The organism is Pseudoxanthomonas suwonensis 11-1, from assembly GCF_000185965.1.
Classification (GTDB): domain Bacteria; phylum Pseudomonadota; class Gammaproteobacteria; order Xanthomonadales; family Xanthomonadaceae; genus Pseudoxanthomonas; species Pseudoxanthomonas suwonensis_A.
Genome location: NC_014924.1, coordinates 2,462,676 through 2,484,294, shown reverse-complemented (window position 1 = coordinate 2,484,294; position 21,619 = coordinate 2,462,676). Strand labels below are relative to the sequence as shown.

Annotated in this window: 22 protein-coding genes; 15 read left to right on the top strand and 7 right to left on the bottom strand. The window is 71.4% G+C overall.

Going from position 1 to position 21,619, the window contains the following annotated elements; translation table 11 throughout:
* Window positions 1-5: 5 nt before the first annotated feature.
* From PSESU_RS11295 to PSESU_RS11285, 3 genes are all read right to left on the bottom strand, one after another.
* A complete protein-coding gene (locus tag PSESU_RS11295) occupies window positions 6-1,217 on the bottom strand; it encodes an MFS transporter (RefSeq protein ID WP_013535913.1) in 1,212 nt (403 codons plus the stop codon).
* Window positions 1,214-1,645, bottom strand: coding sequence for a MarR family winged helix-turn-helix transcriptional regulator (locus tag PSESU_RS11290; RefSeq protein ID WP_013535912.1), 432 nt, complete (start codon window positions 1,643-1,645; stop codon window positions 1,214-1,216). Before PSESU_RS11290 ends, PSESU_RS11295 begins: the two co-directional genes overlap by 4 nt.
* A 102-nt stretch (window positions 1,646-1,747) precedes the next feature.
* The gene (locus PSESU_RS11285) at window positions 1,748-3,919 is read right to left on the bottom strand and encodes a TonB-dependent receptor (protein WP_013535911.1); all 2,172 of its coding nucleotides are present in this window, start codon (window positions 3,917-3,919) and stop codon (window positions 1,748-1,750) included.
* 89 nt (window positions 3,920-4,008) lie between these two features.
* Here PSESU_RS11285 and PSESU_RS11280 point away from each other — a divergent pair, with 89 nt between their 5' ends.
* Window positions 4,009-4,428 (top strand): MerC domain-containing protein, encoded by a 420-nt coding sequence (locus PSESU_RS11280; protein WP_013535910.1) that lies wholly within the window; start codon window positions 4,009-4,011, stop codon window positions 4,426-4,428.
* A 73-nt stretch (window positions 4,429-4,501) separates the two neighbouring features.
* Complete coding sequence (locus tag PSESU_RS15970; RefSeq protein ID WP_013535909.1) at window positions 4,502-4,672, top strand: 30S ribosomal protein THX; 171 nt, start codon at window positions 4,502-4,504, stop codon at window positions 4,670-4,672.
* 87 nt (window positions 4,673-4,759) lie between these two features.
* On the opposite strand, the gene hutI is transcribed toward PSESU_RS15970, so the two are convergent.
* Window positions 4,760-5,983 (bottom strand): imidazolonepropionase, encoded by a 1,224-nt coding sequence (gene hutI / locus PSESU_RS11275; RefSeq protein WP_013535908.1) that lies wholly within the window; start codon window positions 5,981-5,983, stop codon window positions 4,760-4,762.
* A 71-nt stretch (window positions 5,984-6,054) separates the two neighbouring features.
* On the opposite strand from hutI, the gene PSESU_RS11270 reads away from it, so the two are divergent.
* The 4 genes from PSESU_RS11270 to PSESU_RS11255 all read left to right on the top strand — a co-directional run bounded on the left by PSESU_RS11270 (window position 6,055) and on the right by PSESU_RS11255 (window position 11,157).
* Window positions 6,055-7,287, top strand: coding sequence for a formimidoylglutamate deiminase (locus PSESU_RS11270; protein WP_013535907.1), 1,233 nt, complete (start codon window positions 6,055-6,057; stop codon window positions 7,285-7,287).
* A 120-nt stretch (window positions 7,288-7,407) separates the two neighbouring features.
* Window positions 7,408-9,039 carry a serine hydrolase gene (locus PSESU_RS11265; RefSeq protein WP_013535906.1) on the top strand — a complete coding sequence of 544 codons (1,632 nt, stop codon included), beginning with the start codon at window positions 7,408-7,410 and terminating at the stop codon, window positions 9,037-9,039.
* A gap of 97 nt (window positions 9,040-9,136) precedes the next feature.
* Complete coding sequence (locus PSESU_RS11260; RefSeq protein WP_013535905.1) at window positions 9,137-10,384, top strand: sensor histidine kinase; 1,248 nt, start codon at window positions 9,137-9,139, stop codon at window positions 10,382-10,384.
* On the top strand, window positions 10,381-11,157 hold the full coding sequence (locus PSESU_RS11255; RefSeq protein WP_013535904.1) for a LytR/AlgR family response regulator transcription factor: 777 nt from the start codon (window positions 10,381-10,383) through the stop codon (window positions 11,155-11,157). The genes PSESU_RS11260 and PSESU_RS11255 overlap by 4 nt, the downstream gene beginning before the upstream one ends.
* Before the next feature lie 63 nt (window positions 11,158-11,220).
* Here the strand turns inward: PSESU_RS11255 and trxA are convergent, their stop codons facing one another.
* The gene (trxA, locus tag PSESU_RS11250) at window positions 11,221-12,078 is read right to left on the bottom strand and encodes a thioredoxin (RefSeq protein ID WP_013535903.1); all 858 of its coding nucleotides are present in this window, start codon (window positions 12,076-12,078) and stop codon (window positions 11,221-11,223) included.
* Between the two features lie 171 nt (window positions 12,079-12,249).
* Between trxA and PSESU_RS11245 the strand changes: the two genes are divergently transcribed.
* From PSESU_RS11245 to PSESU_RS11235, 3 genes are read left to right on the top strand one after another with little or no spacing between them, the layout of a single operon-like run.
* Window positions 12,250-12,702, top strand: a complete 453-nt coding sequence (locus PSESU_RS11245; protein WP_013535902.1) for a hypothetical protein — start codon at window positions 12,250-12,252, stop codon at window positions 12,700-12,702.
* Window positions 12,699-12,920, top strand: a complete 222-nt coding sequence (locus PSESU_RS11240) for a helix-turn-helix transcriptional regulator (RefSeq protein WP_013535901.1) — start codon at window positions 12,699-12,701, stop codon at window positions 12,918-12,920. The genes PSESU_RS11245 and PSESU_RS11240 overlap by 4 nt, the downstream gene beginning before the upstream one ends.
* Window positions 12,917-13,519: a DUF998 domain-containing protein gene (locus PSESU_RS11235; RefSeq protein ID WP_013535900.1), complete on the top strand. Its 603-nt coding sequence runs from the start codon at window positions 12,917-12,919 to the stop codon at window positions 13,517-13,519. Before PSESU_RS11240 ends, PSESU_RS11235 begins: the two co-directional genes overlap by 4 nt.
* Window positions 13,520-13,538: 19 nt before the next feature.
* Here PSESU_RS11235 and PSESU_RS11230 read toward each other — a convergent pair whose 3' ends face one another.
* Window positions 13,539-13,790 carry a SemiSWEET transporter gene (locus PSESU_RS11230; RefSeq protein WP_013535899.1) on the bottom strand — a complete coding sequence of 84 codons (252 nt, stop codon included), beginning with the start codon at window positions 13,788-13,790 and terminating at the stop codon, window positions 13,539-13,541.
* 216 nt (window positions 13,791-14,006) lie between these two features.
* Between PSESU_RS11230 and leuS the strand changes: the two genes are divergently transcribed.
* From leuS to rlmH, 6 genes are all read left to right on the top strand, one after another.
* Complete coding sequence (leuS, locus tag PSESU_RS11225; RefSeq protein ID WP_013535898.1) at window positions 14,007-16,658, top strand: leucine--tRNA ligase; 2,652 nt, start codon at window positions 14,007-14,009, stop codon at window positions 16,656-16,658.
* Window positions 16,659-16,981: 323 nt separating this feature from the next.
* Window positions 16,982-17,602, top strand: a complete 621-nt coding sequence (gene lptE / locus PSESU_RS11220) for an LPS assembly lipoprotein LptE (protein WP_013535897.1) — start codon at window positions 16,982-16,984, stop codon at window positions 17,600-17,602.
* A gap of 25 nt (window positions 17,603-17,627) precedes the next feature.
* Entirely contained in the window at window positions 17,628-18,665 is a 1,038-nt protein-coding gene (holA, locus tag PSESU_RS11215; protein ID WP_013535896.1) for a DNA polymerase III subunit delta, read from the top strand.
* 14 nt (window positions 18,666-18,679) lie between these two features.
* Window positions 18,680-19,357: a nicotinate-nucleotide adenylyltransferase gene (nadD, locus tag PSESU_RS11210; RefSeq protein ID WP_013535895.1), complete on the top strand. Its 678-nt coding sequence runs from the start codon at window positions 18,680-18,682 to the stop codon at window positions 19,355-19,357.
* An 82-nt stretch (window positions 19,358-19,439) separates the two neighbouring features.
* Window positions 19,440-19,856 (top strand): ribosome silencing factor, encoded by a 417-nt coding sequence (rsfS, locus tag PSESU_RS11205; protein WP_013535894.1) that lies wholly within the window; start codon window positions 19,440-19,442, stop codon window positions 19,854-19,856.
* A 149-nt stretch (window positions 19,857-20,005) separates the two neighbouring features.
* Window positions 20,006-20,476, top strand: coding sequence for a 23S rRNA (pseudouridine(1915)-N(3))-methyltransferase RlmH (gene rlmH / locus PSESU_RS11200; protein ID WP_013535893.1), 471 nt, complete (start codon window positions 20,006-20,008; stop codon window positions 20,474-20,476).
* A 108-nt stretch (window positions 20,477-20,584) separates the two neighbouring features.
* Here the strand turns inward: rlmH and PSESU_RS11195 are convergent, their stop codons facing one another.
* A complete protein-coding gene (locus PSESU_RS11195) occupies window positions 20,585-21,241 on the bottom strand; it encodes an energy transducer TonB (protein WP_013535892.1) in 657 nt (218 codons plus the stop codon).
* Window positions 21,242-21,619: the final 378 nt, after the last annotated feature.

Below are 21,619 nucleotides of genomic sequence, written 5' to 3'. Positions count from 1 at the left end.
TGCGATCAGGCCGCCGCGGGCACGAGCTTCCGCTCCCTGATCGGCGCATTGGCCACCGCGGCCACCAGCGCCAGCGCCATGTCCGCGTACCACATCCACTGGTAGCTGCCGGTGGCTTCCAGCGCGACGCCACCCAGCCACGCGCCGAAGAAGCCGCCGACCTGGTGCGACAGCAGGGTCAGGCCGAACAGCGTGCCCAGGTAGCGCGGCCCGAACAGCTTGCCGACCAGGCCCGCGGTCGGCGGCACCGTCGCCAGCCAGGTGAATCCCAGTCCCGCGGCAAACAGGTAGAAGGTCCAGGCGCTTGGCGGCGCCAGCAGGAACAGCGCGATCAGCACGGCGCGGCTGGCGTACATGGCCGCCAGGATCCACTTCATGCGGAAGCGCTCGCCGAGCTTGCCGGCGGCCAGGCTACCGGCGATGTTGAACAGGCCGATCAGGGCGATGGACACCGCCGAGACGCTGGCCGGCAATCCGCACAGCGCCACCTCGCCGGGCAGGTGGGTGACCAGGAAGGCCACGTGCACGCCACAGGTGAAGAAGCCCAGGTGCAGCAGCCAGTAGCTGCGGTCGCGCGCGGCCACGCCCAGCTGGTGGCGCAGGCCGCGGTCCTCGAAGCCCTCGTGCGCCGGCGGCGCCTCGCCCTCGCGGCGGCGGAAGAGGCGCGCCAGCGGCAGGGTCAGCAGCGAGGTCGCGGCCATGCCAAGCATCGCCACGGTCCAGCCGGCCGCGCCGATCACCAGCTGCAGCACCGGCGCGAACACGAACTGCCCCAGCGAGCCGCCGGCGTTGATCAGGCCGGCGGCGGACGAGCGCCGCTCCGGTGGCAGCCGCCCGGCGGTGGCGCCGATCAGGATCGAGAAGCTGCCGGCACCGGCGCCGGCGGCGGTCATCAGGCCGAGGCTCAGCATCAGCCCGGGCCCGGAAGGCAGGAACGGCACCAGGGCCAGGCCCGCGGCCAGCAGCAGGCCACCGCCGACCAGCACCGGCTCGGGGCCGTAGCGATCGGCCAGCGCACCGAACACCGGCTGCACCGCGCCCCAGGTGAACTGGCCGATCGCCAGCGCCAGGCTGATGGTGGCGATGCCGACGCCGGTATCCAGATGGATCGGTGCGACGAACAGGCCGGTGGTCTGGCGCGCGCCCATGGTCAGCATCAGGATCAGCGCGGCGGCGATGACCAGGCCGGTGGTGCTGGAGTTGCGTGCCGCGTTCATGCCTGGCGCTCCCGTGCCAGCGCGCTCTCCAGCGCATCCAGCCCAGCCAGCAGCTGGTTGCCGGCGTCGGCGCCAAGCAGGGCATCGATCCGCTGCTGCGCACGCCGCCACAGCGGACGCGCGCTGGCGACGCGCTCGCGCCCGGCGGCGGTGAGCATCAGTACGCGCTGGCGCGGATCGTCACCACGCGCATCGGCAACCAGACCGTCGCGCAGCAGCGGGCGCAGGTTGCGGCTGAGGGTGGTGCGGTCCATGCCCAGGTGGGCGGCCAGCGCGCCCAGGGTGCCGGGCGTGCGCAGGTGGCGCAGCAGCGAATACTGGTTGACGTTGAGTCCCGCGCCGGCAAGGGCGTGGTCGTAGACCTGCGAGACCTGGCGCGCCGCGCGACGCAGCCGGAAGCAGGTGCAGGGCGAAGCGGTTGCAGGCATGGCGGGGGGCCGGCGTTGGGCAGGCCGCCACTATAGGTGCATATGCACGTATTCATGGAAGCGTGCCGCCGTGGTTCGCGACGGCACGCTGCATTCCGACGGTCAGAACCAGGCGCGGATGCCGAAGGCCACCGCCCGCCCTGGCAGCGGCGCGTACTCGCGCAGCAGCGAGGTGTGCGGCCGCGCCTCGGCATCGGTGAGGTTGCTGCCGTCCAGGAACACCTCCCAGCGGCCGCCCTCGGCCTGGTCCCAGCCGTAGGACAGGTGCGCGTCGACCAGGGTGTAGCCGGGGCTGGGTTCCTCGTTGCGCGCGACCCGGTCCTGGGCGCGGTAGCGCACCGCGCCCAGCGAGGCACGCCAGCCTTCGTGGTCCCAGCCCAGGCTTGCGCCGAAACGGCCAGGGGCGATGCGCGGCAGCGGGCCGCCGTTGTCGAGTTCCACGGTGTAGGCGTGCAGATGGTCGGCGTGCGGCACGCCGAAGGCGGCGGTACGGCTGCCGCTGCCATCCAGGCTGCCACGGACGTGGTCGGCGAACAGGCGCAGGTCCCAGCGGCCGCTGGCGTTGTCGGCCAGGTGCACGATGGCCTCGGCCTCGGCGCCAGTGAACACCGCGCCGGCCTGGGTCCACAGCCGCACCGGGACGCCGTCCTCGCTCACGCCGGTGTCCGCCAGGTGGATGAAGTCGTCGAAACGGCTGCGGTAGACCGACAGTTCCAGGTCGAAGCGGCTGTGGTGCGCATGCAGGCCGATCTCTCCGCGCAGGGCGCTCTCGGTCTCCAGCCGCGCATCGCCGATCTCCAGCGAGGCGGTGGCCACGTGCAGGCCGCTGGCGTACAGCTCCTCCTGGGTGGGCGCGCGCTCGGAGCGGTCCGCACCGAAGCGCAGGTCCAGCGCCGGGGTGAGCTTCCAGATGGCCGAGGCGGAGAGGCTGGTGGCACCGAAGCTGCGCTGCGGGTTCGCCCCCTGCGGATCCAGCTCGACCCGGTCGTGGCGCGCACCGAACTCCATCTTCAGCGGGCCTGCGCTCTTCTCCTGCAGCACGAACACGCCGGTGCTGCGGGTAACCGTGCCGGGCACGAAAGCCTCGGCACCCACCGCGCCGAAATCGACCCGGGTCGACTGCAGGCCGAACGCACCGCGCCAGCCGGCCAGCTCCTGCTGCACCGCCTGCAGGCGCGCGTCGTGGCCGCGGCTGGTGAAGCGGGTGCCGACCTCGTGGCCTTCCAGCTCCACGTGCTCGTAATCGCTCCAGGCGCCATGGAAATCTATCCGCTCCAGGAAGGACGCCGGGTTGTAGATGCCGCCCTTGAGCTCCAGCCGGTCCTGGCGCAGGTCGACGCGTACGTCGGCCTCGTGCGCCTCGTGTCCGTGTTCTTCCTCCCCGTCCCCGCCGTGATCGTGATCGTGGTCGTGGTCATCATCGTGCGGGTGGGCGTGGACGTGCGCGCCCGGGGGAATGCCGTATTCGCTGCGGTACGTGCTCGCGGCGACACCCAGGTAGCCGGCTTCGCCGAACCAGGTGAGGCCGAGGCCTGCGGCACGGGTCTGCATTGCGCTGTTGGCGAGGTGGCCGGCCGGCGTGTCGTGGCCGGCCTCGTCTTCGCCTTCGGCATGCGTGGCATGGGCCTGGCCGGGGATGCGGTAGTCGTCGGTGTCGCGCACCAGGCCATCGGCGTGCAGCACCAGGTTGCCGCCGCTGACGCCGTCCAGCCGGAACATGCCGCTGCGTTCGTGGTTGACCGTGTTGCCGCGCAGTTCGGCGCGGCCGGACAGCGGCGCCTCCGGCACCTCGCGGGCGATGCGCCCGTCGACCACGTTGACCGCGCCACCGATCGCTCCGGAACCAAACAGCAGGGTGGCCGGGCCCTTGAGTACCTCGATCTGGTCGGCCAGGAACGGCTCGACGCTGGCGGCGTGGTCGGCGCTGACGGTGGAGGCGTCCTGGCTGCCGAGGCCGCTGGCGAGCACCTGCACCCGCGGGCCATCGAGGCCACGCAGGATCGGCCGGCCCACACCCGGGCCGAAATAGCTGGTCTGCACGCCGGGAAGCCGGGCGACCGTCTCGCCAAGGGTGGCGCCGCGGGCGTCGTCGAGGGTCTCGCCCTGGAGGACCTCGACCGGGCGGGTGAGGCTCTCGGCATCGCCAGGCAGCGGCGAGGCGGTGACCTGCAGGGCGGGCAGGTCGGTGGGATCGTCGTGGGCAAGGGCGGGGGCGCTCAGCGCAAGGCAGGCCAGGGCCAGGGCGGCCGCCAGCGGGGCGCGCGCGGGATACATCTCTTGAAGCACGTGGGATCCAGGGGGTGACGTGGGATAGCGAATGTTATAATGTATCTATCACTTCTGTCGCCACCCCCGGGCCACCGATGCCGCACGACCACCACCACCGGCACCACAACCTCCTGGACCGTTTCGGCGCCACGGGTTCGCTGCTGTGCGCGATCCACTGCGCTGCGGCGCCCCTTCTGCTGGCGGTGATCCCCGCGCTGGGCGTGTCGCTGTGGTTCGACGACGGGGTGGAGTGGGCGCTGGTGTCGTTCGTGACCCTGCTGGGGCTGTTCAGCCTGGGCCTGAGCTACCGCCGCCACCGCGCGCTGCGTGCCCTGGGCCTGCTAGTCCCGGGCCTGGTCGCGCTGTGGGCTGCCCTGCTGTACGCGCCGCTGCACGAATCGGTGGTTCCGCACGCGGTGGCGATGACCTTCGGCGGCACCATGGTCGGTGTCGCCCACCTGCTGAACCTGCGGCTCAACCATGGCCACGTTCATGACGCCAGCTGCGCCCACTGAGCGCGGCATGCTAGGCTTTCCGGCCTGTCGCGCGCCGCGCGCCGTATACGTCATTTGAATCAAGGAGTTGAAGATGGGCAAGGGTGACCGCAAGACCGCCAAGGGCAAGCGCTACAACGCCAGCTACGGCAATGCGCGCCGCCACGGGGGCACCCGTGCCGCCGCCGGTTCGGCTGCTCCGGCGGCCAAGAAGACCGTCGTGAAGAAGGCGGTGGCCAAGAAGTCGGTGGCCAAGGCCGGCTGATCCCGGTTCCATCGGCAGCACCATCCGGAACGCGGCGCCAGGCGCCGCGTTCCGCGTTTCAGGGGTACGTGTTTCCAGCTGCGGCCCTCAGTACAGCTGGCGCCCGCCGCTCCAGGCCGAGGCCGCCAGGTTGCCGCCCAGCCAGTAGCAGAGCTCGGCCGGGCTTTTCGCATTCCACAGCACGAAGTCCGCGCGCAGGCCCTCGGCCAGGCGGCCGCGGTCCTCCAGCCCCAGTGCCCGCGCCGCGTGCACGGTGGCGCCGCGCAGCGCCTCCTCCGGGGTGAGCCGGAAGTGGGTGCAGGCCAGGGCCATGGCCAGGCGCAGCGACTGCAGCGGCGAGGTGCCGGGATTGCAGTCGGTGGCCACTGCCATCGGCACGCCGTGGGCGCGGAAGGCCTCCAGCGGCGGCAGCTTCGTCTCGCGCAACACATGGAAGGCGCCGGGCAGCAGCACGGCCACGGTGCCGGCGCGTGCCATCGCCGCCACGCCCGCCGGCGAGGTGTGTTCGACATGGTCGGCCGACAGTCCGCCGAATTCCGCGACCAGGGCCGCGCCGGCGCCGTCGCTGAGCTGGTCGGCGTGCAGTTTCACCGGCAGCCCGAGCGCGCCCGCGGCCTCGAACACGCGCCGGGTCTGCGCCGCGTCGAAGCCGATGCGCTCGCAGAACGCGTCCACCGCATCGACCAGGCCTTCGGCATGCAGCCGCGGCAGCCACTGGCAGACCGCATCGATGTAGTCGTCGGCGCGGCCCGCGTACTCCGGCGGCAGGGCATGGGCGCCAAGGAAGGTGGTGCGCACCTCGATGGCAAGGCTGGCGCCGACCTGGCGCGCGACCTGCAGCATGCGCCGCTCGCCATCGAAATCCAGGCCGTAGCCCGACTTGATCTCGAGCGTGGTCACGCCGTCGGCGACCAGGGCCCGTGCGCGCGGCAGCGACTGTGCCAGCAGCGAGGCCGCATCCGCCTGCCGGGTGGCGCGCACCGTGGACACGATGCCGCCGCCGGCACGGGCGATCTCCTCGTAGCTGGCGCCGAGCAGGCGCTGCTCGAGTTCACCGGCGCGGTCGCCACCGAACACCAGGTGGGTATGGCAGTCGACCAGTCCTGGCGTGACCAGGCGCCCTCCGCCCTGCAGCACCTGCGTGGCCAGCGGGCCGTCGGATGGCGGCAGCGCGTCGCGCGGACCGGCATGGACGATGCGGCCGTCCTTCCAGCCCAGCGCGGCGTCCTCGACCAGTCCGTAGCCGGCGCCATCCAGCGTGGCCAGGCGCGCGTCGAGCAGCAGGCCATCCCAAAGGGGCGCGCGGGTCATGGGATGGTCGGGATCGTGTCGGTCATGCCACGGATTCTCGCACGCACCCGGCGGCGTGCAGGCCGGGCACAATGCGGTCCATGCACAACGACCACCAATACGCCCTGGCCGGCATCGCCAACCTGCACTCGCATGCCTTCCAGAGGGCGATGGCCGGACTGGCCGAACACCGTACCCATCCGCAGGACAGTTTCTGGACCTGGCGCGAGCTGATGTACCGCTTCGCCGCGCGCATGGACCCGGACAGCACCTATGCGGTCGCATCGCAGCTGTACGCGGAGATGCTGGAAGCCGGCTACACCACGGTGTGCGAGTTCCACTACGTGCACCACCAGCCCGACGGTACGCCTTATGCCGATCCGGCGGCGATGTCGCGCGCGCTCATCGCCGCCGCGCGGGATACCGGCATCCGCTTGGCCCTGCTGCCGGTGCTGTACATGAGCGGCGGGTTCGCCGGCGAGCCGCTGTCGCCGCGGCAACGGCGCTTCGCCCACGACGTGGACGGCTTCCTGCGCCTGCTCGACGGCCTGCGCCCGCTGCAGGACGACATGTTGCGCATCGGCTGCGCCTTCCACAGCCTGCGCGCGGTGCCCGAGGACGCGATGCGCGCGGTGCTCGACGCGCTGCCGGGCGACGCGCGTATCCATGTGCATATCGCCGAGCAGGTGCCCGAGGTCGAGGCCAGCCTGGCGGTGCGTGGCGAGCGCCCGGTGCAGTGGCTGCTGCGACGGTTCCCGGTCGACCGCCGCTGGACCCTGGTCCACGCCACCCACCTGGACGCGGAGGAAGTGCAGGGCATCGCCGCCAGCGGCGCGACGGTGGCGATCTGCACGACCACCGAGGCCAACCTCGGCGACGGCCTGTTCCCGCTGCGCGACTACCTGGATGCCGGCGGGCGCTGGGGCATCGGCTCGGACTCGCACGTCTCGGTGTCGCCGGTGGAGGAGCTGCGCTGGCTTGAGTACGGGCAGCGCCTGATTGCCCGCCGCCGCAACATCGCCGCCGACGCGGACAACCCCCACGTCGGCGCCACCCTGCTGGCCGGTGTCGCCGCCAGCGCGGCCGATGCCACCGGCTTCGCCGACACCGCCGGCGACGTGGTGCTGCTGGATGCCACGGCGCCGCAGCTGGCCGGCGCGACCGCCGATGACCTGGCCGACCGCTGGCTGTTCGCCGGCAACCGGCCGCTGGTGTCCGAAACCCGGGTGGCGGGACAGGTGCGGGTGCGTGGCGGCCGCCACCTCGACGGTGAGGCCATCGCCGCCCGCTACCGCAAGGCGATGGCCGGGCTGCTGGCCGGCTGAGCATCGGCGACGCATCCGGGGGCGTTCGTCGCCCGCGGGGCCGCGTTCGTCGCATGTCCGCACGCTGGCGTTGCCGGTGCCAATGATGGCGCCATCCCGAGACGCAATGGAGAGCCCGACATGAAGCCTGCCGCCCTGGTTGCCCTGGTCCTCGCCGCCGCCCCGGCGCATGCGATGGACGATGCCAGCCTCGCCCAGCTCGTCCGCCAGCGCCTGGATGGCGACCGCACCGGCGCCTGCATGGCCGTGGCGGTGGTCGAGAAGACCCACGTCTCGCGCACCTTCCAGTGCGCCGATCCCGCCGAGGCCGGCCGCATCGGTCCCGACGTGGCCTTCGAGATCGGCTCGGTCAGCAAGACCATGACCGCCTCCCTGCTGGCCGACCTGGTCCAGCAGGGCAAGGGGTCGCTGGACGACACCCTGGCCTCGTGGCTGCCTGAAGGCACGAAGGTGCCGGAATTCCAGGGCCAGCCGATCCTGCTGCGCCACGTGGTGACCCACACGTCGGGGCTGCCGGCGCTGCCGTCGCGGGGCATGGACCTGACCCGCATGGACGATCCCTACGCCGGGCTTGATGCGGAAAGCCTGCTGGCCTCGCTGGCCGACGTGCAGCTCGACCGCGCCCCGGGCGGCCGCTTCGCCTACTCCAACTATGCTTCGATGCTGCTCTCGTATGCGGTCGCGCGCCGCGCCGGTACCGACCTGGAAACCCTGCTGCAGCAGCGCCTGTTCGCGCCGCTGGGAATGGACCGGGCCTTCATCAACCGCCGCCCCGACGGCGTGCGCGAGGCGAAGGCACATGGCTCCAGCGGCAAGGAGGTGCCCGCGTGGCGCTTCGCCACCGACCTTGCCGGCGTGGGTGGCGTGCGTGCCACCCTCGATGACATGGTCCGCTACGTGCAGGGCGGACTGGCCCCGGGCGATACGCCGGTTGCGCGGGCGATGGCCATGACCCATGTGCCGGTCTCGCAGACGCCGCCGATGGGCATGAACTGGATGATCGCGCCGGCCGGCGACCGCAAGCTGCTTGTCCATGAAGGTGCCACCGGCGGCTTCTCGTCGCTGGTGATGCTGGACCCGGAGCAGGAGCGCGGCGTGGTGATCCTGTCGGACACCAACTGGATCTCGATAGGTGGCCTGGCAAGCCTCGGCAACCACCTGGCCGAACCCTCGCTGCCGCTGGGCAAGCCGCGCCGCGCGGCCACGCCGGAACCGGCGCTGCTGCAGGCACTGGCCGGCGAGTACCAGGTGCAGGGCGCGATGAAGATGAGCCTGCGCAGCCGTGATGGAACGCTGTTCCTGCAGCCGGCGGGCCAGCCGGAGTACGAGATGGCCTACGACGATGCCGGCGACTTCTACCCGCGGGATTTCGACGCCGTGCTGCGCCCCGCGAAGCGCGCCGACGGCACGTATGGATTCACCTGGATGCAGGCAGGTGCCGTGCTGCATGCGGTGAGGATCGAGCCGCGTGCGGCATTCCCGCAGCCGTCGCCGGCCGAGCTGGCCGCCTATGCCGGGACCTATCCGCTGATGCCGGGCTTCGACCTGTCCGTGCGCGAGGAGGGTGGCAAGATGGTCGCGCAGGCGACGGGCCAGGGCCCGGTCGCGCTGGAGGCGGTGGCGAAGGACCGGTTCGAGGCGGCGGCGTTCGGAGCCGAGTTCCTGTTCCTGCGCGGCGCCAACGGCGAGGTCGAGGCGGTGGAACTGCACCAGGCCGGCCGCGTGCTGCGCGGCCAGCGCCAGGCGCAGTGACGGGAGCCGTCGCCATGGACATGGGTTTCGAACTGCTGGCACCGTTGCTGGCGATGCTCCTGCTGCTGCAGCCGGGGCGCGGTGGGGGGAAGCGCTGATGGGTCCGCGGACGGGATATTCGCTGCAGCAGGTACTGCCGCCGCAGGTGCTGGTGGGTGGCAACGCGATCTGGAGCCGTTACCACCAGTACCCGGTCTTCAGCTGGCGCTGGCTGGCCGGTCGCAGCCTGCTGTTCTGCGGCGTGATCCTGGTGGCGACGATCCTGATCGGCGGCGCCGTGGCGCTGGCGATGCAGAGCGCGCGCATCGGTGCCCAGGTATGGGGCGCGCAGTTCACCGCCTTCTCGATGATGGCCATGCTCGGCCCCGCGCTGGCCACCTGGGTGCGCCACCGAGGCTGGCCGGAGCCGCGCGAGCGCTGGGGCGTGGTGATCGCGGTGCTGCTGGGCATGGTCCTGAGCTATGGCGTGGACCACGTCGCCTCCGGATACGTCAACGAGCTGATGAAACCGCGCCTGGCCCTGCTCGGCGCGCCGCCGCCGAAGCTGGAGCTGGGCGCGGTGGCCAAGGCCCTGCTGCTCGCGGTGAACCTGGCGGTGCTGGCGGTGATCTACGGCCTGTTCGGTGGCGGCCTGGCGCTGCGCGCGTACTTCAGCGAGCGGCGTCGCTGGGAGGCCCACCGGCACGCCGGCGAGCTGGCCGAGATGGCCACCCGTGCGCGCGAGGCCGACATGCGCCTGGGCGTGCTCCAGGCCCAGGTCGAGCCGCACTTCCTGTTCAACACCCTGGCTTCGGTGCGCGCCCTGGTGCGCCAGGATCCGGCGCAGGCCGAGGCCACGCTCGATGCGCTGGTCGCCTTCCTGCGCGCGACCATCCCGCGCATGCGCGACGGACAGGGCATGGTTTCCACCCTCGGCCAGCAGCTGGACATCTGCGCCAGCTACCTGGCGCTGATGGAGGTACGCATGGGCGGGCGCCTGTCGTGGGCGGTGCAGGTCGATCCGGCCCTGCGCGAGCTGCCGTTCCCGCCCGCCCTGCTGATCACCCTGGTCGAGAACGCGATCAAGCACGGCATCGAGCCCAGGCCCGGTCCGGGCCGGGTCGAGATCACCGCCGGTCGCGAAGGCGAACAGCTGGTGGTGCGGGTGGTCGACGACGGCGCCGGCCTGCAGCCGGGCGTGGGTGGCGGCATGGGCCTGGCCAACGTGCGCGAACAGCTGGCCCAGCGTTTCGGCGGCCGGGCCTCGCTGCGCCTGCAGGCTGCAGCTGGCGGCGGCGTGGTGGCGCGGATCGACGTGGCCTGCGCCGCGTTGCAGGAGGCGGCACGGAAGGAGGCATCGCGATGAGCACGGGCAGGTTGACCGCGCTGGTGGCCGAGGACGAGGCGCCGCAGCGGCGCGCGCTGGTGGAGCAACTGCGCGCGGCCTGGCCGGAGCTGGAGCTTGTGGCGGTGTGCGAGGACGGCGAGGCCGCGCTGGACGCGGTGGAGGAGCATCGCCCGGCGGTGGCCTTCCTCGACATCCGCATGCCTGGCGCCAGCGGCATGGACGTGGCCCGCGCGGTGGCCGCCCATGGCGGCATGGTGGTGTTCACCACCGCCTACGACGACTACGCCGTGCGCGCGTTCGAGGCTGGCGCCGCCGACTACCTGCTCAAGCCAGTGCAGCCGGAGCGGCTTGGGCAGGCGGTCGAACGCCTCAGGCAGCGGCTGGCCGAACGCAATGGCAGTCCCGCGGCAGACCTGCAGTCCTTGCTGGAAGGGCTGGAGGCGCGCCTGCGCCCACGCGGCGAGCAGCTGATCCGCTGGATCACCGCCAGCGTGGGCGAGAGCGTGCGCATGATCGGCATCGACGAGGTGCTGTTCTTCCAGGCACAGGACAAGTACGTGCGGGTGGCCACGGCCGACGGCGACGCGGTGATCCGCACGCCGCTGAAGGAACTGCTGATGGGGCTGGATCCGGACACCTTCTGGCAGGTGCACCGCGGGGCGGTGGTGCGGGTCTCGGCGATCGACCGGCTGGTGCGCAACGAACTCGGCCGCCACAGCCTGCGGCTCAAGGGCCATCCGGAAGTGCTGCCGGTCAGCGGTGCGTTCCTGCACCGCTTCCGCGGGATGTAGGCCGGGACAGCGGCGCGGCGGCGAGGCCTGCCGCGCCGTGGAGGTGGTCCAGGAATGCCTGGATCAGAACAGCAGCGACGCCATCCTGCGGCGGTACTGGCCGACCAGGTCCTCGTCCTCGACCACGCGGAAGGCGTCGATCAGCGCCTTCTTCGCCAGGCCATCCTCGTAGGCGCGGTCGCGGCGCAGCAGCTCCAGCAGGTTTTCCAGGCCCGAAGCCGAGTCGCCGGCGACCAGCTGGTGCACGGCCAGCAGGTGGCGCGCGCGGTGGTCGTCCGGGTTGGCGGCCAGGGCCTGTTCCAGGGCCGCCGGCGGCGGTGCGTCCTTGAGCAGGGTGGCGAAGCCCAGGCGGGCACGGGCGCGCACGGCACGATCGTCGGTGGCGAGGTTGGCCGGCAGGGCATCGAGCAGCTGCTCGGATTCGGCGGCGGCGCCGGTGCGCAGCAGGGCCAGGGCCAGGTCCAGCTTCAGCTCGTCCTTCTCCGGCTCGGCCTGCACGGCCTGGCGCAGGCGCAGCACTTCCTCGTGCGGATCCAGTGGCGCGGCCTCGGCCTCCACCATCTCGGCGGCGACCTGCGGCTCGATCCCGTGCTGCTGCAGGAACTGGCGCAGCTGGCCTTCCGGCAGCGCGCCCTGGAAGGCATCCACCGGCTGGCCGCCGACCAGCAGGAACACGGTCGGCACCGAGCGGATCTGGAACGCCGCGGCGACCTGCTGCTGCTGGTCCACATCGACCTTGGCCAGCACGAAGGCGCCGCCGTACTCGCCGGCCAGCTTCTCCAGGATCGGACCCAGCGACTTGCACGGGCCGCACCAGGTCGCCCAGAAGTCGACCAGCACCGGCGTCTGCAGCGATTTCTGCAGGACCTCGGTCTCGAAGTTCTCGGTGGTGACGTCGACGACGTGGGGAAGGTTGGACATGGAGGGTTCCGGTTGCGGGTATGTAGGCGGCAGATGGAGCCGGGGGAGGCAGCTTACAAGCGGATGTAAGGTCCAGTTGACATTGCCGCGGGCAAAAGTAAAGTTTGGCTTACATCGTGTAAGGCAGACGTTACCTGCCGCCGACGCGGCCAATCACCAGGGAGGACAGGAATGGATATCCGGGCCTTTGCCGATTCGATGGGCAAGGACGAGCGTGCGGCCTGGATCGCGGCCGTGGCCTTCGGCCTGGTTTCCGCTTGCGTCGGCTGGACCCTGTTCGGGGCGCCGGCGGGGCGGGCCGGCGAAGTGGGCGGCCTTGCCGAAGCCGTGCGCTGGTTCGCAGTCGTGCTGGCCCTGGTGGTTGCATGGGCCGTCCGGCCGGACGCCGAGGCGCTCGACGAGCATGACCGTCATCTCATGAGTCGCTCCGGCAATGCGGCCGCCAGGTGGCTTGGGTTCTGCCTGCTGGTGATGGCGCTGGCGTGCGACATGGATTCGCTGCGCGGGTACGTGGTCTCGCGCTCCCCGGAGTGGATCAAGATCGGGGTGCTGTTCGTGATGTTGTCCTCGATCGCCGTTGGCGCGTGCGCACACGCGGTACTGCACTGGCGCGACCGCCGATGACGACCGGTACCACGCCCGTCGCCAACGAGATCCGGCGCCTGCGCTTCGAACGCGGGGAGATGACCCAGCAGGCCCTGGCCGACGCCTGCGGCGTGACCCGGCAGACCATCATCGCGCTGGAGGCCGGGCGCTATGCGCCGTCGCTGGAACTGGCCTTCCGCATTGCCCGCGCCTTCGGGGTGGGAGTCGAGGACGTCTTCCACTGGAGGGAGCCATGAGCCGCAGACCGTCTGCCGTGCTGGGCATGGCCATTGCCGTCGCCAGCCTGGTGATCGCCAGCCTGCTGGCCGGGATGGCGGTGCAGGGCTACTCCCACCTGCTGCATCCACTGGCCTGGCTCGGTGCCCGGCAGTGGGGTCCGGGCGGGACCCTGTTCGGTGTGTTCGGCTTCGTCGTGCCCGGGGTCGCAGCCGCCTGGGTCGCGCTGGGCCTGCGTTCGCAGCTGCCGCCGGTCGCCGGCTGGTCGGCGCGCATCGGTGCCCAGCTGGCGCTGCTCGCCGCGCTGGCCTTCGCCGCGCAGGGGCTGCTGCCGCTGGACCTGGAGAACCAGGATGCCGGCGCCAGCCGCTGGCATGCGCTGGCCTGGCTGTCCTGGGCGCTGGCCTTCCCGCTGGCCGGTCTCGGACTGGCACTAGGCCTGTCCAGGGTGGTGGGGATGAGAGCGCTGCCCCTGGTGTCGGGCGTGGCCGCGGTCCTGGTGCTGGTGGGCAGCTTCCTTGGCGGTGGCTGGATCGGTCCGGCCCTGTCCCAGCGACTGGCCATCACGGCCTGGCTGGCCTGGTGCGGCTACGTGGCGCTGGCACCCAGGCGCAACTGAGCCGCCGGGCGCGGCCGCCTCAGCCGTGGCGGATCTTCAGCGCCAGGATCAGCGCGGCCAGCACCAGGGTCACGATGTTGGACAGGATCATCGGCCAGGACTGCAGCACGATGCCGTAGGCCAGCCAGAAGCACAGGCCGACGGTAAAGATCACGTACATCCCCAGCGAGATGCCGCGGGTGTCGCGGCTGCGCAGGGTCTTGAGCGCCTGCGGCACGAAGGCCGCGGTGGTCAGGGTCGCGGCGATGAAGCCCAGCCAGTGCACGCTCATCGCCGCCGCTCCGGAGTGCCTGCGCGAGGCAACTTCATGAATACGCATGGCAGGGGCCTGGGGCTCATGGCGGTTCCTTCGCGCGGGTGGGCTGGATCTTGGCCGGAAGGGTCGGCGGGGCGGCTGGTGGCCCGCAACCACAGGGCCCCGCCGGTGGAGCCGGATGCTGCACTGCGATACCCTTGTGGACTTTGCCGCAGCCGCCGCGAACCGCAAATGTCCGCCGTCCCCGAAAACGTCTCCGCCTACGATCCCAAGCCGGTCGAAACCTCCGCCCAGGCCTACTGGGAGTCGACCCGCGCCTTCGAGGTGGACGAGTCCTCCGACAAGCCAAAGTACTACTGCCTGTCGATGCTGCCGTATCCGTCCGGTGCGCTGCACATGGGCCACGTGCGCAACTACACCATCGGCGACGTGATCAGCCGCTACAAGCGCATGACCGGCCACAACGTGCTGCAGCCGATGGGCTGGGATGCGTTCGGCCTGCCGGCCGAGAACGCGGCGATCAAGAACAAGGTCGCGCCGGCCAAGTGGACTTACAAGAACATCGAGCACATGCGCTCGCAGCTGAAGCTGCTGGGCTATGCGATCGACTGGTCGCGCGAGTTCGCCACCTGCACGCCCGAGTACTACGTGCACGAGCAGCGCATGTTCGTGCGCCTGATGCGCAAGGGCCTGGCCTACCGCAAGAACGCGGTGGTGAACTGGGACCCGGTCGACCAGACCGTGCTGGCCAACGAGCAGGTGATCGACGGCCGCGGCTGGCGCTCCGGCGCCCTGGTCGAGAAGCGCGAGATCCCGCAGTGGTTCCTGCGCATCACCGACTACGCCCAGGAGCTGCTGGACGGCCTGGACGAGCTGCCGGGCTGGCCGGATTCGGTCAAGACCATGCAGCGCAACTGGATCGGCCGTTCCGAGGGCCTGGAGATCCAGTTCGAGGTGGTCGACGGCGCCGGCACGGCGCTGGAGCCGATCCGCGTGTTCACCACGCGCCCGGACACGCTGATGGGCGTGACTTTCGTCTCCATCGCCGGCGAGCATCCGCTGGCGCTCAAGGCCGCCGCTTCGAAGCCGGAGCTGGCCGCGTTCCTGGAAGAGCTCAAGCGCGGCGGCGTTTCCGAGGCCGAGCTGGAAACCCAGGAGAAGCGCGGCATGGATACCGGCCTGAAGGCCGTGCATCCGATCACCGGCGAGCAGGTCCCGATCTGGGTCGCCAACTTCGTGCTGATGGGCTACGGCACCGGCGCGGTGATGGCGGTGCCCGGCCATGACCAGCGCGACTTCGAGTTCGCCGGCAAGTACGCCCTGCCCAAGGTGCAGGTGATCCGCCTGACGTCCCCGCGCAGCGAGGACGAGAAGAGCTGGGACGCCGGCACCTGGCGCGACTGGTACGGCGACAAGTCCCGCGAGGACCTGGAACTGGTCAACTCCGGCGAGTTCGACGGGCTGGACTACCGCGGCGCCTTCGAAGCCTTCGCCGAGCGCTTCGAGCGCAAGGGCCAGGGCCAGCGCCGGGTGAACTACCGCCTGCGCGACTGGGGCGTGAGCCGCCAGCGCTACTGGGGCTGCCCGATCCCGGTGATCTACTGCGACAAGTGCGGCGCGGTCCCGGTGCCCGAGGACCAGCTGCCGGTGCTGCTGCCGGAGAACGTGGAGTTCAGCGGCACCGGTTCGCCGATCAAGACCGATCCCGAGTGGCGCAAGTGCACCTGCCCGGAGTGTGGTGCACCGGCCGAGCGCGAGACCGACACCTTCGACACCTTCATGGAGTCGAGCTGGTACTACGCGCGCTACACCTCGCCCAAGGCGCGGGAGATGGTCGACAAGCGCGGCAACTACTGGCTGCCGGTGGACCAGTACATCGGCGGCATCGAGCACGCGATCCTGCACCTGATGTATTTCCGCTTCTACCACAAGCTCCTGCGCGACGCGCGGCTGGTGGACAGCGACGAGCCGGCGCTGAACCTGCTCACCCAGGGCATGGTCATCGCCGACACCTACTACCGCCAGAACGACGACGGCTCCAAGGACTGGATCAACCCGGCCGACGTCGACGTGCAGCGCGACGACAAGGGCCGCGTCACCGGCGCGGTGCTGCGTGCCGACGGCCAGCCGGTGCTGGTCGGTGGCACCGAGAAGATGTCCAAGTCGAAGAACAACGGCGTGGACCCGCAGGCGATGGTCGACAAGTACGGTGCCGACACCGTGCGCCTGTTCTCGATGTTCGCCGCGCCGCCGGAGCAGTCGCTCGAGTGGAACGAGGCCGGCGTGGACGGCATGGCGCGCTTCCTGCGCCGGCTGTGGGCGCAGGTGCAGAAGCACGCCGCCGAGGGCGCCGCGCCGGCGCTGGACGTGGCCGCGCTGGATGCCGGGCAGAAGGCGCTGCGCCGCAAGACCCACGAGAGCATCGAGAAGGTCTGCCACGACTACGAGGTGCGTCGCGCCTTCAATACCGCCATCGCCGCGGTGATGGAGCTGCTCAACGCGGTCTCGAAGTTCGACGATGCCAGCGACCAGGGCCGGGCCGTGCGCCAGGAGGCGCTGGAAGCGGCGGTGCTGCTGCTCAACCCGATCACCCCGCACGCCAGCCATGCGCTGTGGCAGGTGCTGGGCCACCCGGAGACCCTGCTGGAGGACGTGCCGTTCCCGAAGGCCGATCCGTCGGCGCTGGTGCGCGACGCGGTGACCCTGGCGGTGCAGGTCAACGGCAAGCTGCGCGGCACCATCGAGGTCGCCGCCGACCTGCCGCGCGACCAGGTCGAAGCGCTGGCCAGGGCCGAGCCGAACGCGGCCAAGTACCTGGAAGGCCTGACCATCCGCAAGGTGATCGTGGTGCCGGGCAAGATCGTCAACATCGTCGCCGCGTAGCGGCGCCGATGTTGACGGCGCGCGGGCGGCGTCGCCGCCCGCAGCCCGAGGTTCCTCGCGGAACCTAGGGCGCGCCTTTGCTTGCCTCCATCCCCCCGCCCGCGCTGCGCGCGGACAGCCCCCCAACTTGGGGGGGCTATTCCTCCGGATACATGGCGAAAGCAGCCTGCCTGCCGCCTTGTCGGTGGTGGTGGCTTTAACCCTCGCGGCCTCCCGGTTGCGCCAGGCGGACGCGGGAAAGCGCTCTCAACCGGCGTTCACGGGGGATGGGTCAGGCTGCGCGCCTGTTGCCGCTTGCGGCTGCCTCGTCCAGACTTCCGCACATGATCCTGACCGCATCTTCGCCCGCCCGGGCGCTGCTCTTCCTCGCCACCCTGGCCCTGGCCGGATGCGGTTTCCACCTGCGCGACCGGCTCGCCCTGCCAAGCGATGCGCCGCCGGTGCGGGTGATCTCGAGCACCCCGTACAGCCCGCTGGTGAACCTGCTGGAGCGCAACCTGCGCAACGCCGGCGCCACGGTGGCCGGCGAGGACGCCGCAACCAGCGACGTGATGCGCCTGGAGGTGCTGTCCGAGCGCTGGGGCGACCTGCCGATCGCGATCGACGAACGTGGTCGCGCCCAGGAGTTCTCGCTGCGCTACGCCACCGTGTTCACCGCGGTGCTGGGCGATGGCACGGTGCTGGTGCCACAGCAGTCGGTGGAACTGTCGCGCGACTACGTCTCGCCGCCGGAAAACGCCACCGGTACCAGCAGCGAGCGCGAGATCCTGGCCGACGAGCTGCGCCGCGAGATGGCGGTGTCGATCCTGCGCCGCCTCGACAGCGTGGTCCGCGCCGATCCCTCGCGCGCGGTCCCGTCGCAGGGCACGCAGCCGGCTGACCTCCCGGCAGGCCAGCCGGTCGACGCGCCCGCCGCAAACGGCGCGGAGAGCACCAGCCCGTGAGCCCGATCCTGGCAGGCGCGGCGCGATGGAACTGAAGCCCGACCAGCTGGTCGCCCAGGCCGCCAGCCAGCCGCTGCGCCCGGTGTACCTGGTCGCCGGCCCTGAAACCCTGCACGTGCTCGAAGCGGCGGATGCGATCCGCGCCCGCGCCCGTGCCGAGGGCGCCGAGCGCGAGGTGTTCGAGGCCGAAGGCCGCGAGCCGGACTGGGATGCACTGTCGGCCAGCTTCGACGCCCCGGGCCTGTTCGCCTCGCGCCGCCTGCTGGAACTGCGCCTGCCCAGCGGCAAGCCGGGCAAGACCGGTTCTGAAGTGATCATGTCCTTCTGCGCCAACCCGGCGCCGGACGTGACCCTGCTCATCGTCGCCAACGAATGGAGCAAGGCGCACCAGACCAAGTGGTACGAGGCGGTGGGCAAGCAGGGCGTGGTGTCCATCGCCTGGGCGCTCAAGCCGCACGAACTTCCCGGCTGGATCGAGCGCCGCCTGCGCGACCGCGGCCTGCGCGCCAGCCCCGAGGCGGTGCAGGGCCTGGCCGAACGGGTGGAGGGCAACCTGCTGGCCGCCGCCCAGGAGATCGACAAGCTCGCGCTGCTGGCACCGGGCGCCACCCTGGACCTGGCGACGATGGAGTCGCTGGTGGCCGATGCCGCCCGCTACGACGTGTTCCGGCTGGTCGAGACCGCGCTGTCCGGGCACTCCGCCCAGGTGCGGCGCATGCTCGCTGGCCTGCGTGCCGAGGGCGAGCAGGTCGCCGGACTGATGCCGGTGGTCATCCGCGAACTGCTGCGCGCGGCGGCGCTGGCGCGGGCCCAGGCCCGTGGCGCCAATCTCGCCGCGGAAATGACGTCGCAGGGCCTGTGGGTAGCGCGCCAGGCGCCGTTCAAGCGCGCGCTGCAGCGCCATGCCACGCCGCTGCGCTGGAACCGCCTGGCCGCCTACGCCTCGCGCGTGGACCGCGCCGCCAAGGGCCGGGCCGCGGGCGATCCGTGGGTGCTGCTGGAACGGCTGTTGCTGGCGATCGCCGACGCGCCGGCAACCCGGCTGCTGGCCTCCACCGGCTGAATCCTCCCGCCGCGATGCTCAGGCTCTGGTACGGCGGCACCTTCGATCCGGTCCATGAGGGCCACCTGGCCATCGCCCGCGCCGCGGCCGATGCCTTCGGCGTGCCCGTGACCCTGGCTCCCGCGGCCGATCCGCCGCACCGGGCCGCACCGGGCGCCAATGCCCACCACCGCGCGCGCATGCTCGACGTGGCGGTGGCCGGCGACCGCCGCCTCCGGGTCGACCGCCGCGAACTGCAGCGCAGCGGCCCGTCGTGGACCGTCGACACCCTGCGCGAACTGCGCGCGCTGCACGGCGCGGATGCGCCGCTGGCCCTGCTGCTGGGCGCCGACAGCTTCCGTTCGCTGCCGACCTGGCACCAGTGGCGCGAACTGCCGACGCTGGCGCACCTGGTGGTGGCCAGCCGCGGCGACGAAGCGGTCGACCGCGACCTCCCGCCGGAACTGGCCGCCGAGGGGCAGGGGCGCTGGACCGATTCGCCGGCGGCGCTCGCGAGCACCGCCAATGGCCGCATCCTCGCGCTGCGGCAACCGCTCAATCCGGCCTCCGCCACCGCGGTGCGCGCGGCGATCGCGGCCGGCGATCCGCAATGGCAGTCGATGGTGCCGCCGGCGGTGGCCGGCTACATCCTCCACCATGGCCTGTATGGCGCCGCCCAGGCCGACGGCGCGGGCGCCAGCGGGACGCCATGACGGGCCGGCCACCTGGCGCCGGTATAATCCGCCACGCAGCCGGCCCGTGCCGGCCTTTCCCCCGGCTACCCCAGAGTCTTCCTTGAGCAACCAGGCACACGTCATCAAGCCCCGGCTTCCCGAGCCGCCCCCCTCCGTCGACCAGCTGCTCGCCGCCGTGCGCGCCGCGGTCGAGGAAATCAAGGCCAAGGACGTCGTGGAGATCGACGTGCGCGGCAAGACCAGCGTCGCCGACCACCTGGTGATCGCCTCGGGTACCTCCACCCGCCACGTGAAGTCGATCGCCGACGAAGTGGTGAAGTTCGCCAAGAACCTCGGCGCCATGCCGCTGGGCGTGGAAGGCGAGCGCGAGGCCGAGTGGGTACTGGTCGACCTTGGCGACGTCATCGTCCACGTGATGCTGCCGCGCGTGCGCGAGTTCTACGCGCTGGAGCGGCTGTGGAGCGTCGGCGACCAGAAGCCGGGCGTCGATGCCGACGAAGGCGACGAGGCCGAGTAAGCCGCGTCCGTCGCGCCTTCCATTGGCGTGTCGATGACCGATCGCAGGAGGCCGCGCCAGGTGCGCGGCCTTCTTCGTTTCCGGCATCCGGGAATCGCGGGTCACTGGCGCCAGGCAGGGCCGGCGCATGCGGTGCGTATCATGTGCGGATGAAGGCACGACTGATCGCGACCGGCGAACGCGCACCCTCGTGGGTGGCCGAGGGTTTCGCCGAATACCGCAAGCGGCTCTCGCACTGGATGCCGCTGGAACTGGTGGAAGTGGAGCCAGGCCTGCGTGGCAAGGGCCGGGATCCGCAGCGCGCGGCCGAGGACGAGGGCCGCCGGGTGCTGGCGGCCTTGCCGAAGAACGCGCATGTGATCGCCCTGGACGTGCCCGGCAAGCCATGGTCGTCCGAGCAGCTGGCCACGCGCATGGAGCACTGGCGCCAGCAGGGCCGCGACCTGGCCTTCCTGATCGGCGGGCCCGAGGGCCACGCGCCGGAGGTCAAGGCGATCGCCAATGAATCCTGGTCGCTGGGCCCGCTGACCCTGCCGCACATGCTGGTGCGGCTGGTGGTGGCCGAGCAGCTGTACCGCGCCGCGGCGATGCTGGCCAACCATCCCTACCACCGCGCCTGAGCGGCGCGGCGCGCCGCGCGATGGACGAGAGCGGGGGCGAGCGAGGGCGAGCGAGGGCGAGGGCGGGCGAGGGCGGGACGGCCGGCGGGCGCCGGCCGTCCGCTGCGGCTACTGCAGGTTGAAGTCGATCGGCACCAGGCCCCAGGCCTGGACCGGCTGGCCGTCACGCATGGCCGGCTGGAAGCGCCAGCGCTGCTGCACCTGGCGCAGGGCCTGGCGGTCCAGCGAGCGGTTGCCGCTGCTGCGCTCCACGCTCACTTCAAGCGGGCGTCCGTCCACGTCCACCAGCACCCGCAGCATCACCGTGCCCTCGGCGCCAGCAGCCAGCGCGTCGCGCGGGTAGGGCGGCGGCGGGGCCACGGCCAGCCGCAGGTCGGCGCCGGCGACCGGACCGCTGTAGGCCGGCGCGATATCCGGCACCGCCGGGCCCGCGTCGACGACGGGCTCCGCGGGCAGGCTGCCCTGGTCGATCATCGACGGTTGCTGCACTGGCAGTACGGGCGCCGGCGTCGCCGGGCGCGGAGCTGCGGGCTGGACCCGGGGCTGCGGTTGCACCACCTGTGGCGGCAGCGGGGGCTGCGGCGGCAGCTGCCGCACCTGCCAGCGTTCGACGGGCTTTTCGCGGTGCTCCTCCGGCAGCGAAGCGGTCAATGGCAGCAGCAGCACCAGCAGGGCGAGGAAATGCAGGCCGATGGCGAAACTGGTCGCCAGTACCCGCTGGAAATCCACGCGCTGGCTGGCGTCGGACGGCAACGTACGAACCATGGTCCACCTCCTTGTTGTCGGGTGACGGAGCTGAAAACGCACGGACAGGGCAACCGGGGTTAGGGCTGCGATGGCCGGTTCCAGACTGCGCCGCATGGAGTACGCGGACAAGAGCGCCGCACTGCGACCAAGGTAGAAGGCGGAGAGGTGGGGCTGGCACTTCGCGCTGTCGTCACACGTGGAGCGGGGGCGTGGACCTGGGCATCACCGACGCTGCGCCTACCCGATTCGCTCGGGCACCGCGACGAGGCTTGGCAGGTCTCCGGGCATCCCCGGCAGCAGTACCTGTGACCGGGTTCCAGCGGCTGCCTATACCGTCGCGGCCTGACAAACCCGCGCGCAAGTAGCGCTCAGCAAGCAATCCAGAGCTGAAATACC

Bases quoted from the DNA above. Each gene is read 5' to 3' on its own strand.
- trxA (WP_013535903.1), bottom strand. From the start codon at position 12,078: ATGTCCAACCTTCCCCACGTCGTCGACGTCACCACCGAGAACTTCGAG.
- PSESU_RS11195 (WP_013535892.1), bottom strand. From the start codon at position 21,241: ATGGTTCGTACGTTGCCGTCCGACGCCAGCCAGCGCGTGGATTTCCAG.
- PSESU_RS11235 (WP_013535900.1), top strand. From the start codon at position 12,917: ATGAGCCGCAGACCGTCTGCCGTGCTGGGCATGGCCATTGCCGTCGCC.
- PSESU_RS11285 (WP_013535911.1), bottom strand. From the start codon at position 3,919: ATGTATCCCGCGCGCGCCCCGCTGGCGGCCGCCCTGGCCCTGGCCTGC.
- PSESU_RS11280 (WP_013535910.1), top strand. From the start codon at position 4,009: ATGCCGCACGACCACCACCACCGGCACCACAACCTCCTGGACCGTTTC.
- hutI (WP_013535908.1), bottom strand. From the start codon at position 5,983: ATGACCCGCGCGCCCCTTTGGGATGGCCTGCTGCTCGACGCGCGCCTG.
- PSESU_RS15970 (WP_013535909.1), top strand. From the start codon at position 4,502: ATGGGCAAGGGTGACCGCAAGACCGCCAAGGGCAAGCGCTACAACGCC.
- holA (WP_013535896.1), top strand. From the start codon at position 17,628: ATGGAACTGAAGCCCGACCAGCTGGTCGCCCAGGCCGCCAGCCAGCCG.
- rlmH (WP_013535893.1), top strand. From the start codon at position 20,006: ATGAAGGCACGACTGATCGCGACCGGCGAACGCGCACCCTCGTGGGTG.
- PSESU_RS11260 (WP_013535905.1), top strand. From the start codon at position 9,137: ATGGGTCCGCGGACGGGATATTCGCTGCAGCAGGTACTGCCGCCGCAG.
- PSESU_RS11255 (WP_013535904.1), top strand. From the start codon at position 10,381: ATGAGCACGGGCAGGTTGACCGCGCTGGTGGCCGAGGACGAGGCGCCG.
- PSESU_RS11290 (WP_013535912.1), bottom strand. From the start codon at position 1,645: ATGCCTGCAACCGCTTCGCCCTGCACCTGCTTCCGGCTGCGTCGCGCG.
- PSESU_RS11270 (WP_013535907.1), top strand. From the start codon at position 6,055: ATGCGGTCCATGCACAACGACCACCAATACGCCCTGGCCGGCATCGCC.
- PSESU_RS11295 (WP_013535913.1), bottom strand. From the start codon at position 1,217: ATGAACGCGGCACGCAACTCCAGCACCACCGGCCTGGTCATCGCCGCC.
- PSESU_RS11240 (WP_013535901.1), top strand. From the start codon at position 12,699: ATGACGACCGGTACCACGCCCGTCGCCAACGAGATCCGGCGCCTGCGC.
- PSESU_RS11245 (WP_013535902.1), top strand. From the start codon at position 12,250: ATGGATATCCGGGCCTTTGCCGATTCGATGGGCAAGGACGAGCGTGCG.
- PSESU_RS11230 (WP_013535899.1), bottom strand. From the start codon at position 13,790: ATGAGCGTGCACTGGCTGGGCTTCATCGCCGCGACCCTGACCACCGCG.
- nadD (WP_013535895.1), top strand. From the start codon at position 18,680: ATGCTCAGGCTCTGGTACGGCGGCACCTTCGATCCGGTCCATGAGGGC.
- PSESU_RS11265 (WP_013535906.1), top strand. From the start codon at position 7,408: ATGAAGCCTGCCGCCCTGGTTGCCCTGGTCCTCGCCGCCGCCCCGGCG.
- lptE (WP_013535897.1), top strand. From the start codon at position 16,982: ATGATCCTGACCGCATCTTCGCCCGCCCGGGCGCTGCTCTTCCTCGCC.
- leuS (WP_013535898.1), top strand. From the start codon at position 14,007: ATGTCCGCCGTCCCCGAAAACGTCTCCGCCTACGATCCCAAGCCGGTC.